This is a genomic window from Acutalibacter sp. (assembly GCF_056800975.1).
In genome coordinates, this window is sequence record NZ_JBQISV010000002.1 from 1 (window position 1) to 11,550 (window position 11,550).

At 60.6% G+C, this 11,550-nt stretch carries 10 protein-coding genes; 1 reads left to right on the forward strand and 9 read right to left on the reverse strand.

All coding sequences use genetic code 11. The features are described 5' to 3' along the window. The 4 genes from tagD to ACTO5E_RS00395 all read right to left on the reverse strand — a co-directional run. A partial coding sequence (gene tagD, locus ACTO5E_RS00380; RefSeq protein ID WP_482300587.1) for a glycerol-3-phosphate cytidylyltransferase occupies positions 1-331 on the reverse strand: 331 nt, incomplete at its 3' end. Between the two features lie 66 nt (positions 332-397). Continuing rightward, a complete protein-coding gene (locus tag ACTO5E_RS00385; RefSeq protein WP_482300589.1) occupies positions 398-1,432 on the reverse strand; it encodes an iron-containing alcohol dehydrogenase family protein in 1,035 nt (344 codons plus the stop codon). Between the two features lie 65 nt (positions 1,433-1,497). After that, positions 1,498-4,068, reverse strand: a complete 2,571-nt coding sequence (gene polA, locus ACTO5E_RS00390) for a DNA polymerase I (protein ID WP_482300590.1) — start codon at positions 4,066-4,068, stop codon at positions 1,498-1,500. A gap of 234 nt (positions 4,069-4,302) precedes the next feature. Further along, entirely contained in the window at positions 4,303-5,055 is a 753-nt protein-coding gene (locus tag ACTO5E_RS00395; RefSeq protein WP_482300592.1) for an exodeoxyribonuclease III, read from the reverse strand. A gap of 171 nt (positions 5,056-5,226) precedes the next feature. On the opposite strand from ACTO5E_RS00395, the gene ACTO5E_RS00400 reads away from it, so the two are divergent. Beyond that, complete coding sequence (locus tag ACTO5E_RS00400; protein WP_482300594.1) at positions 5,227-5,751, forward strand: peptidylprolyl isomerase; 525 nt, start codon at positions 5,227-5,229, stop codon at positions 5,749-5,751. Position 5,752: 1 nt separating this feature from the next. Here ACTO5E_RS00400 and ACTO5E_RS00405 read toward each other — a convergent pair whose 3' ends face one another. The 5 genes from ACTO5E_RS00405 to ACTO5E_RS00425 all read right to left on the reverse strand — a co-directional run bounded on the left by ACTO5E_RS00405 (position 5,753) and on the right by ACTO5E_RS00425 (position 11,174). Then, the gene (locus ACTO5E_RS00405) at positions 5,753-7,063 is read right to left on the reverse strand and encodes a thymidine phosphorylase (protein ID WP_482300595.1); all 1,311 of its coding nucleotides are present in this window, start codon (positions 7,061-7,063) and stop codon (positions 5,753-5,755) included. A 13-nt stretch (positions 7,064-7,076) separates the two neighbouring features. Continuing rightward, a complete protein-coding gene (locus tag ACTO5E_RS00410; RefSeq protein ID WP_482300597.1) occupies positions 7,077-7,502 on the reverse strand; it encodes a cytidine deaminase in 426 nt (141 codons plus the stop codon). A 225-nt stretch (positions 7,503-7,727) separates the two neighbouring features. Next, positions 7,728-8,687 carry a sugar kinase gene (locus tag ACTO5E_RS00415; protein ID WP_482300598.1) on the reverse strand — a complete coding sequence of 320 codons (960 nt, stop codon included), beginning with the start codon at positions 8,685-8,687 and terminating at the stop codon, positions 7,728-7,730. A 28-nt stretch (positions 8,688-8,715) separates the two neighbouring features. Beyond that, positions 8,716-9,672 carry a type I phosphomannose isomerase catalytic subunit gene (locus ACTO5E_RS00420; protein ID WP_482300599.1) on the reverse strand — a complete coding sequence of 319 codons (957 nt, stop codon included), beginning with the start codon at positions 9,670-9,672 and terminating at the stop codon, positions 8,716-8,718. 137 nt (positions 9,673-9,809) lie between these two features. Further along, positions 9,810-11,174 (reverse strand): penicillin-binding transpeptidase domain-containing protein, encoded by a 1,365-nt coding sequence (locus ACTO5E_RS00425; protein ID WP_482300600.1) that lies wholly within the window; start codon positions 11,172-11,174, stop codon positions 9,810-9,812. Positions 11,175-11,550 lie beyond the last annotated feature (376 nt).

Consider the following 11,550-nt stretch of genomic DNA (forward strand, 5'->3'; position numbering starts at 1 on the left):
AGACCACCTGGCAGTGCTCCTTCAAAAAGTCGAATTTTCCCTGCCAGTCGTCTCCCATTACAAAGGTATCTACCTTGTAGAGCCGCACATCCTCCACCTTCTGCTCCCAGCACTCCTCGGGAATGACCAGGTCCACATAGCGGATGGCCTCCAACAGGCGCAGCCGCTCCTCATAGGTAAAATAGCATTTTTTGCCCTTGGAGCGCCAGTTGAACTCGTCTGTGGACAGGGCCACAATCAGATAGTCCCCCAATTCCTTGGCCCGCTTGAGCAGGTTGATGTGGCCGTAGTGGATCAGGTCAAAGGTGCCGTAGGTAATGACTCGTCTCATCCTATCCTCCTTTCCCCATCAAAAGTAAATCGATATGCTGAACATAGTTATCGGCTTTTTCATTTCTCACCGGGTGGCTTCGTCCAGCCGCCGGTAGACTTCCCGCACCCGCTCGGTGCTTAAGTCCGTCTCGTGCAGATAGGTATACCGGTTCTGGCGCATTTCTGTGGCGTGCTGCATACAGTACACAAAGGTCTCCTGGTCAATGCCCAGCCGCCGGGGGTTGATATCCACCCCGAAGCGTCCCAGGTATTCCAGCAGAGGGGCCGGGCTGCGGCCAATGAGCATGAGCACTGCCACAGCGCCCAAGGCCACCTGAATGCCGTGGAGGTTCCGGGTCTCGCTGAAATAATCCAGGGCATGGCTGAACAGATGCTCGGCCCCGCTGACCGGGCGGCTGGTGCCCGCAAACTTCATGGCAATGCCCGAGAGCACCAACGAGTTGGCCAGCACCTGAATGAACCCCGGCTCAATCTCCGAATACTGAGTCTTCATCAGCGCGTCGAGAGAGGTTTTTGACATGAGATAGCCGTAGCCGTTCATCTCCTCCCGGCCCCGCTCCACTGCCAGCTCCCAGTCCAGCAGGGCGGTGTAGTTAGAGATCGTGTCCCCAATGCCCGCCTTAATCAGCTGAGGGGGCCCCTGACGAATCACCTCTGTATCCACAATGAGCATGGAGGGCACGGCGGCGCCCAGGCTTTTGGGCTTCTTGTCCCTTTTCAGCAGCACCGCAATGGGCGAGGCAATGCCGTCGTTGGCCATGGTGGTGGCAATGGACAGCAGAGGCCGTTTGGAGATGTAAGAGGCGTATTTGCACACATCCAGCACCTTGCCCCCGCCCATGCCCACAATGCAGTCCACGTCGGTGGCAATCACCCGCTCGGCCACGGACATGGCGTAGGCAATGGTGTTGCTGTCAATCTCCTCCTCCTTCACCCGGCCAATCTCCTCCAGCTGAGGCCGCACCCTTTGGCCATACAGCTTGTCCACCACCGGGTCGGACACATATAAGAGCTTGCCGGAGACCCGGTTGGCGGCCAAGGTCTCCCCCACCCGGCTCAGATAGCCCGGGCCGATTTTCAACACTTCAGAATTGTCCACTGCGTCCCCTCCTTATACTTTGCCTCTTTTTCAGGAGCCATAGGAATCTGAGCCTGCCCTCTCTGTCAGCCCTTTGCCTCATACCAGGTGCGGCCTGCGTTGGCCTCCGCCAGCATAGGCACCGACAGGCTCACCGCCCCCTCCATCTCCTCGGTCAGCAGCGCCTTCACCTGCTCCTGCTCCTGGGGGGGGCACTCCACAATCAGCTCGTCATGCACCTGCAAAATCATCTGGGCCTGCAGGCCCTCCTGCTCCAGCCGGCTGCTCACCCGAATCATGGCGATTTTGATAATATCCGCCGCAGCCCCCTGAATGGGCATGTTCCTTGCCACCCGCTCCCCAAAGGAGCGCATGTTGAAGTTGCTGCTCTTCAGCTCCGGCAGATAGCGCCGCCGCCCGAAAATGGTCTCCACATAGCCCTGCTCCTTGGCCTTTTTTGCCACATCCTGCATATATGCGTCCACCCCCGCGTAGTTGCGCAGGTACTCTTTGATATAGGCGTCCGCCTCCTTCACGCTGACGCCAATGTCCTGAGACAGAGAATAGGCCCCGATGCCGTACACAATGCCAAAGTTAACTGCCTTGGCCCGGCTGCGCATTTCCGGGGTGACAAAGTCCTGGGGCATGTTGAACACCCTGGCCGCTGTGGCCGCGTGAACGTCGTGGCCTGCCAGAAAGTCCTCCCGCATGGCAGCGTCGTTAGCCACATGGGCCAGCACCCGCAGCTCAATCTGACTGTAGTCCGCGTCTACCAGCACCCCCTGCTCCGCCGCGAAAAACTTCCGCAGCTCCCGGCCAATAGGGGTGCGCACGGGGATGTTCTGCATATTGGGCTCGGTGCTGGAAATGCGCCCGGTGCGGGTCTCTGTCTGGTTAAAGGAGGAGTGGATGCGCCCGTCGGGCCCAATGACCTTCAAAAGCCCGTCGCAATAGGTGGACTTGAGCTTTGCCACTGTGCGGTAGCGTAAAATCTCGTCCACCACTGGGGCCTCGGCCCGCAGGCCTTCCAGCACGTCGGCATTGGTAGACCAGCCTGTTTTGGTCTTTTTGCCGTGGGGCAGACCCATTTTCTCAAACAGGGCCTCCCCCAGCTGCTTGGGAGAGTTGATATTGAACTCATAACCCACCTGAGCGATGATGGAGTCGTGCAGGCTGTTGACCTGCTCCTCCATCTGTCTGCCATACTCCTCAATGCTCTGCCGGTCCACATAAAAGCCCACATGCTCCATCTTGGCCAGCACCCAGGCCAGGGGAATCTCTATGCTCTCCAACAGCTCCCGCTGGCCGTTCTTGTCAATGGCCTTTGTAAGGGCGGCGCAAAGCTCAGGCATTGCTGCGGCAGCGTTCAGCTCCGGCTCCTCAAAGTCCGGCAGGGCCACCCCATACTCCGCAGCCAGCCGGGTCACATCGTAGCCAGTGGCAGAGGGGTTCAGCAGATAAGCGGCCAGGGCCGTATCCATCACCGTTCCTTCTGTTTTACAGCCCAGGCTCAGAGCCAACCGGTGCAGGGGCTTCACGTCGTGGGTATACTTTTTAATTCGGGGCTCCCGGAGAAAGGCCCGCAGAAAGGCAGCGTCCGGCTTCACCCGCCAGAGCACATCCTTGTGGGCGAAAACCAGCTGTTCCAGCTCTCCGCCCTTGGCCCACTGACAGAAGAAGATGGCCTTTCCCTCATCCTCCAACCGGGGCAGCAGGGCTGCGCCGTCGGCAAGCTCCATCAACTCGGGACGGCCCGCCGGAGCCCCTGTGTCCGCCGGCACAGGCGCGGCGGTAAGCCCGAACTTTTCAATCAGACTGAACAGCTCCAACCGGACCATCACAGCCCCGGCCTTCTGGGGGTCTCCCTCCTTCAGCAAATAGGTCTGAATATCCGTGTCAATGGGCGCGTTGCGGCGGATGGTGCCCAGGTCGTAGCTGAGAAAGGCATTGTCCCGGGAGGCCTCCAGCTTTTTCCGGGCCGCAGGCTTCATGCCGGGGTCCTCCAGATTGGCGTAGATATTTTCCAGCGAGCCGTATTGCTTCACCAGCTCCCCCGCGCCCTTGGGGCCAATGCCCGCCACCCCGGGGATGCAGTCGGAGGCGTCGCCCTGAATGGCCTTCAGGTCGATCATCTGGGGCGGGGTGACCCCATACTCCTCCATAATCTTGTCCTGGTCATATACCGTGACCTGGGGCTGGCCGAACTTGGTGCTGGCCAGCCGGACTGTGGTGGAGCCTGACACCAGCTGCAGGCTGTCCCGGTCGCCGGTGGCAATGACGCAGGCGTCGCCCTTCTCCTCACAGGCAGCGGCCAGAGTGCCCAGAATGTCGTCGGCCTCCCAGCCCTCGCAGCTGACTGTGGTATAGCCCAGGTCTTCCAGCAGCTCCTGCAGAACAGGCAGCTGCTGGGCCAGCTCCTCGGGCATGCCCTTACGGTTGGACTTGTAGCCCGCATACTTTTTGTGACGGAAGGTAGGAGCCCGGCGGTCAAAAGCAATGGCCACAGCCTGGGGACCGGTCTCCTCCTGAATCTTTTTCAGCATGGTGAGAAAACCGTAGATGCCGTTGGTGAACTCGCCGGACTTGGTGGACAGCAGCTTGACGCCGTAAAAGGCCCGGTTGAGAATGCTGTTGCCGTCCAGGACTAAGAGCTTCATGGGGACACCTCCAAAGGTTGATTCCGGTCAGGCTGGGGCTGGCCGGGAGGGGGGAACTATAAAGAAACCCCGGAGAATACCGTCTCCGGGGCTCCGCTTTTTATGCAAAAGGCGGGAACAAGTGTATACTTGTATTTTACCACAGCCGGGCCGGAAATGCAAGGGAAAGTTTGCCAGCCTGAGCAGCAGAAGACCTCCGCCGCAGCCCCGTTCCATTGCGCCTGCTCTGCGCTTCTATTCCAGGGTCAGCCCCACCGGGCAGTGGTCGCTGCCCAGATACTCCGGGTAGATCACAGCCTCCTTCAGACGGGGGGCCAGCCGCTGGTCGGCCAGAAAGTAATCAATGCGCCACCCCGTGTTGTTGGCCCGGGAGTTGTTCATGTAGCTCCACCAGGAATAGGCCCCCTCCCGGTCCGGGTAAAAGAACCGGTAGCTGTCCAAAAAGCCGCTGGCCAGCAGCTCACTGAACTTCCCCCGCTCCTCATAGGTATACCCCGCGTTGCCAATGTTGGACCTGTCGTTTTTCAGGTCAATGGGCCGGTGGGCCACATTCAGGTCTCCGCACACCACTACTGGCTTGCGCTCCCGCAGCCGGGCCAGGTGCTCCCGCAGGCAGTCCTCAAACCGCATCCGGAAGTCCAGCCGTTCCAGCTCCCGCTGGGAGTTGGGGGTGTACACGGTCACCAGAATAAAGTCCTCATACTCCGCCGCAATCAGCCGCCCCTCCCGGTCAAAGTCCTCCTCTCCCAGGCCATACTCCACTGAGAGAGGCTCTGTTTTTGAGAAGATGGCTGTGCCCGAATAGCCCTTCTTCTCCGCCGAATTCCAATACTCCCGGTAGCCGGGAAAATCAAAATCCGCCTGCTCCCGCTGCATCTTGGTCTCCTGCAGACAGATTGCATCCGGGCTCTCCTTTTCCAGCACCTCCATAAAGCCCTTGCCCATGCAGGCCCGCAGGCCGTTGACGTTCCATGAAATCAGCTTCATCAATTCTCTCATTTCCTTTCCCGTGATAGCAGATAAAATTAGGCAGACTGGTCAGCACCTGTGAACAATTTTTGAATTCGCCCCAAAGCGCTAGGCTTATATGGCAAACTGTGGTATAATGGCGTGAGGATATCTGCATCAGTTACATATCAAAAAAACGGAGGTCATTCCATGAAAAAACCAGTCGTCACCATTGAAACCAACCACGGCGTGATCAAGGTGGAGCTCTGCCCCGAAACCGCCCCCAACACCGTCAACAATTTTATCTCCCTGGTCCGCAAGGGTTTTTATGACGGCACCATCTTCCACCGGGTCATTCCCGGGTTCATGATTCAGGGGGGCGACCCGGAGGGCACCGGCATGGGCGGCCCCGGCTATGGCATTAAGGGCGAGTTTGCCGCCAACGGCTTTGAGAACCCCCTGAAGCACACTACGGGAGTCATCTCTATGGCCCGCTCTCAGCAGCCGGACAGCGCCGGGTCTCAGTTCTTCATTATGGTGGCGGACGCGGCCTATCTGGACGGGCAGTACGCGGCCTTCGGCAAGGTGCTGGAGGGCCAGGAGGTGGCCGAGGCCATTGTCAACGCCCCCCGGGACCGGGACGACCGCCCGGACCAGGACCAGATTATGGAGAAGGTGACTGTGGAGACCTTCGGTGAGGAATACCCCGAGCCTGTCATCGGGCCGGAGTATTAAGTCAGTCCAGCCCGATCCGTTCCAGGATGAGGGGCCCCATAGAGGGCCTCTCTTTTGTTATGTCCAAGGCTGCCAGCAGGCGTTCCCGGCCCCGCTGGCACTGAGCCTGGGTCTGGGCATACAGCCGGGCAAAGGGCTCTCCCTTCTCCCCATACTCCCCTTTGGTCCTTGCCAGCACAATGCCCGCGCCGTAGTCAATAGCGTCCTCCTTGGTCTCCCGGCCCGCGCCCAGCTCCATGGCCGCCAGGCCGCAGAGCTCCGCGTTCAGGCTGGCAATATACCCGCTCTCCGGCATGGGGACCTCCACACACACCGGGGACAGGGGCAGGCGGCTGGTATCGTCCAGATACGCCGGGTCGCCCCCCTGCGCGGCAATCATACTCTTCAGCGTCCCCAGGGCCGAGCCGTCCGCCAGCGTCCCCCGGACCTGATTTAAGGCCTCCTCCCGGTTTTCCGCCAGACCGGCCAGCAGCGCCATACCCCCGGCCAGCTCCTGGCACAGAGCGCCCAAACGGCGGTCGCCTCCGCCGCTCAGCGCCTCCACCGCTTCCCGCACCTCCAGGGCGTTGCCGATGTACCTGCCCAGGGGCATGTCCATGTCTGTAATCAACGCCGCTGTGCGCCGCCCGGCCCCGTTGCCGGTGTCCACCATCAGCTGGGCCAGACGGCGGGCCTCCTCCTGGGTCTTCATAAAAGCCCCCGAGCCGGTTTTCACGTCCAGCAGAATGGCGTCCGCCCCAGAGGCCAGCTTTTTCGACATGATGCTGGCGGCAATCAGGGGCAGGCTCTCCACCGTGGCGGTAACGTCCCGCAGGGCGTAGAGCTTTTTATCCGCCGGGCACAAACTCCCGGACTGTCCCACAATGGCAATGCCTGTCTCCCGGACAATGTCAAAGAACCTCTCCCGGGGAATGTCCATTTTCACCCCAGGGATGCTCTCCAGCTTGTCCACCGTGCCGCCGGTGTGGCCCAGGCCCCGGCCGCTCATTTTGGCAAGCTTCACCCCGCAGGCCGCGGCCATAGGTCCGGCAATGAGAGACGTCTTGTCCCCCACCCCGCCGGTAGAATGCTTGTCCGCCTTTACCCCGGGGATGGAGGACAGGTCCGCCATGTCCCCGGAGCGGGCCATTTCCAGGGTCAGGCTGACGGTCTCCTCCCGGGTCATGCCCTGAAAGTAGACAGCCATCATCAAGGCGGAGATCTGGTAATCGGGGATGCTCCCCTCTGTCACGCCGCTGACAAACCAGCGAATCTCCTCCGGGGAGAGGGCCCCGCCCTCCCGCTTTTTGTGAATGATGTCGTACATACGCATGGGATTCGCCTCCTTATTTCAGGTTGTCAGGGCCAAAGGCCATAGGGAGCAGCTCCTCCAGAGTCATGACCCTGCGCTGGGCCCCGTCGGTCATAATAACAGCGAAGTCCGGCTGACAGAACTCCCGCATCACCTGGCGGCACACCCCGCAGGGGGCGCAAAAGGAGTCCGGCGTCTGGCCCTTGGGCCCGCCCGCCACGGCAATGGCGGCAAAGCTCCTTTGGCCGTCGTTGACAGCCCGGAAGAAGGCCGTGCGCTCAGCGCAGTTCCCTGGCGACAGGGAGGCGCATTCAATATTGCACCCGCTGTAGACAGTGCCGTCCCCACACAGCAGGGCCGCGCCCACGGCAAAGCCCGAGTAGGGGCAGTAAGCGTTTTCCCGGGCTTCCAGAGCCCGCTGGACCAATGCCTGGGCCAGTTCGTTGGTAAGATTGATCATAAGCTGGCACGCTCCTTTGTCATAGGGATGGAAGGGAGTCCGGAAAGCCGCCAGGCAGGCGCAATGAGCGTATCATGTTTAGAGGCCTGCGGCTGCTTTGGGCTACGGCATTTCTTGCCTCCGGCGGCTTAGAATCCTTTTTGAAAAAAGGGTTCTAAGAACTCCCAAAAACTTTTGATTCGCGGCTTTGGCTGGTGCGAAACGCCAGGTTTTGGGCCCGCATTGTTAGTTTTTCGTGGGAGGGACGCTGCCTGCGGACAGAACAGCTTCCAGCTGTTGACGGGTGGGCAGGCCCTCGTTGTCGCTTTTGTGGCTGATTTGGATGGCCCCCATGGCGTTGCCCCGCCGGGCGGCCTCTGCCAGGCTCAGCCCCTCGGCCAGGGCGCTGACGACCCCTGCCGCAAAGCCGTCCCCGGCCCCTACCGTGTCCACAATTTTCTCCACCGGCACCCCCGGCGCATAGCCTGAGGCGCTGTCCTTCACTGACCAGAAAGCCCCGTCGCCCCCCAGCTTGACCACTACATTCTTCACGCCCAGCCGGTGGTAAAAGGCGGCAATCCCCTCCGGGCTGCTCTCTCCGGTGAGGATTTTCCCCTCGCTCACCCCGGGCAGCACGGTCTCCGCGTTCTCCGCCAGACTGTTCAGAGTTCCGGCCATCTGAGCCTCGCTCTCCCACAGCTGGGGGCGCAGGTTGGGGTCAAAGCTGATGGCAATATCCAAAGCCAGCGCGCGGCTGACCAGCCTGCGCACCGCCCCCAGCGCCGACGGGGACACTGCCGGGAACACCCCGGTCACATGCAGCCGCTCGCACCCAAAAAGGTCCAGCCCGTCTATATCCTGGGGGGTGATTTTCGACGCGGCCGAGCCCTGCCGGTAATAGGCAATCTCCGGGTCCCCCTTTTCCACCGCGCTTTTCAGCATCAGTCCGGTGTGCTCTCCGGGGACAGTCATCACTAAGCTCTGGTCAATGCCGTTTTTCTCCATTCCATCCAGAATGCGCCGGCCCATGGGGTCATCCCCCAACCGGGTGCAGTAGGCGGGGGTGTGGCCCAACCGGGCCAGTCCCACTGCCACATTGTACTCTGCTCCGGCAATGGACGCGGTAAAACGCCCCGCCTGGCTCAGGGGGCCGGTCTCCTCTGCCATAAACAGGCCCATGGGCTCCCCCAGCAAGATAATTTTCATGTTGTCCCCTCCTTGTTTGACTGGCCTCTCACACCCGGGTCGCCGCCAGAGTGCAGGGGCCGCTGATCTCTATTCTGCCCGAACCGGCGGGGATAAACAGGCTGTCCCCTGTCCGGAACTCCACGACATTCTCCGGCCCCGCTGCCGAGCCCTGCCCCTCCATGACAATCAGAGAGAGGAAGCTCTCCGGCCCTGCCTCCAAAGTGAGAGCGGTCTCCACCTTCACCCGGTCCGTGGTGAAATACCGGCAGCTGGCCAACCGGGTGACCTCTCCCCCGGGCACAGCCTGGGGGGCGTTCTGCCTGGCCGCTGCGGCCGAAGGGCTCAGCCGGGAGACGTCCAGGGCCTTTTCAATGTGCAGCTCCCGGGGCTTGCCGTCGGCTCCGGTCCGGCCATAGTCATAGACCCGGTAGGTGCAGTTGGAATTCTGCTGAATCTCGCAGATGAGAATGCCCGCCCCAATGGCGTGAATGGTGCCGGACTCGATAAAAAACACGTCCCCGGGGCGGACTTCTACCCGGTTGAGCACCTCCTCCACGGTATTGTCCTCAATGCGGCGGCGGAACTCCTCCCGGGTCAATTCCCGATTCACGCCGAAGTAGAGAAAAGCGCCGGGCTCGCAGTCCATCACATACCACATCTCGGTTTTGCCGTACTCATGCTCTACCTTCAGGGCGTACTCATCGCTGGGATGTACCTGGATGGACAGGGGCTGCAGGGCGTCGATGAATTTGATGAGCACAGGGAAGCTCTCAAAGGCCTGGCAATGCTCTCCCAGCACCTGGGGGTTCGCCGCAAAGTACGCGCTCAGCTCCATGCCGTCCCTCTCGCCGCCGGTGATTTTGCTCTGACCCGCCGGGTGGGTAGAGAGCTCCCAGCTCTCGGCTACCTTCTCCAAATCGCAGGGCTTGTGGTAGACCTCCCGCAGCTTGGCGCCGCCCCAAAGGTAGTCCTTGAAGGCAGGGGTGAGTTTTTCAATTTTCATGGGGGTTTCCTCCTTGAGGTTTATTCTCTGTCTTTTATTGACTGGGGACATGTGGTTTCTCAAAAGGTATTCTGAGGATGGGATTGGGGCAGCTGACTTTAATAAGCGTTGTCATATTAAGCTTCTGCCACAGGCCCTCAGCCGCCTGACAGAACGCCCAGCACCACGCTGACCACGCCGCCCGCATCGCCCAGGCTGTTGTTGGTGTCCTCCACCACCACGGCAAAGGCAATGGGGTACTGGCTGTTGTCACAAAATCCCACCATCCAGCAGTTGGGGTCCTTTGTCTCTCCTACCTCGCCGGTGCCGGTTTTTGCACACACATTCAAGCCTTCCGGAAACAGATAGTCCCCATAATAGTTGACCACATTGCTGCGCATCATGCTTTTCAGGTTCGCCGCCTGCACAGAGGACAGCAGGTCCCGGCTGTTCTCTCCCCCCAGTCCGGCAAAAAGACCTGTGTCGCCAGTGAGCCGGGGCTGTACATACCGGCCCTCGTGGGCAATGGCCCCCATTAGGGTCATCATGTGGTAGGGGTTGGCCAAAAGGGTGTGCTGCCCAATACCCGCCCAGGCCAGCTCATTGGCATTGGCCCCTTCCAGGTGCAGCTCGCTCTGGGCAATCTCAATGCTGCTGAAGTCCATGGTTTTGTTGAAGCCCATGGCCTCCGCTTTCTTTTGCAGGTCTCCCGCGCCGATGTCATTGGCCAGCTTGGCAAAGTACAGGTTGCAGGAATGCCCCAGTGCCCCGCTCATGTCCAGAGTGCCATGAGAGCTCAGGCAGGTCACCGCACTGCCGCCGATTTCCTCTGAGCCCCAGCAGTCATAGGTCAGGCCGCTCCAGGTGTCAGGCCACTTCTCCATAGCGGCGGCGCAGGTTACCAGCTTGAAGATGCTCCCCGGGGTAAAGGAGCCGGAGAGGGTGTTGTCCAAATACGCGCCTTGATACGCGTCGTTGGAGTCAATATCCTCGGGCACATTCATGGGGTCATAGCTGGGGGCGCTGACCTTGCAGAGGATGTCGCCGGTAAGATAGTTATAAAAAATAGCGCCGCCGTTGTGGCCGTTCAGGGCGGTATAGGCGGCAGCGCAGGCGTCCGCGTCCACTGTCAGCTTCACGCCGCTGCCCATGCGGTTGAAGACCGTATCGTTAAGCCCGGTAACCAGATTGTACCCGGTGAGCTTGGTGCGCAGGGTGTACTGGGCGCTGGTGCTGATAAACCCGGCGGAGTCCCCCACTGTGTGCAGCAGAGCCCGGCGCAGGGTCTCGTTTTCGTTGTAAACCCGGCGGCCCTCTTGGGTAGAGGCCAGCAGAACCCCGTCCCGGTCCTCAATCTTTCCTAGGGTGACAGTGGCGTCCCGGTCGTAAATGTGGCCGTTATAGGGCTGCATGGCCCATTGACTGCCGTGGGCGACAAGGCCGAACAGCAGCCAGCCCAGGCCCCCCAGAAAGGCGAACAGGAGAATATACAGAGCGAAGGAGCGAAAGCCGACTGTTTTCATAAAGGGATAACCTCCCAAAATAGAGTAAACGAGCTCAGCCCATCAATGCGGGCCCCCCAGCAAAGCAGAAGCGACAGGCGCGCGATTAAAAGTTCTTGAAGGTTCTTAGGGAACTTCTTTCAAGAAGTTCCCTAAGCCGCCGGAGGCGACCTTGACCTTAACATCCTAACCAAAACGCAGGAGGGTAGGGAACCACCGTAAGGGGTTCCCTATCGAATGGGAGCGAAGCGGACATTCGACAATGCCCTTAAGGCCCTGAACGTTGGGGGCGGGTGGGGCGGGCCGCTGCCGCTGGCCTCGGGAGCCGGGCGAGCGCGGCTTGCCCGCAGGGTAAGTCGCGTGAGCAAAGAGCTCCCGAACCGCCACCCACACCAAA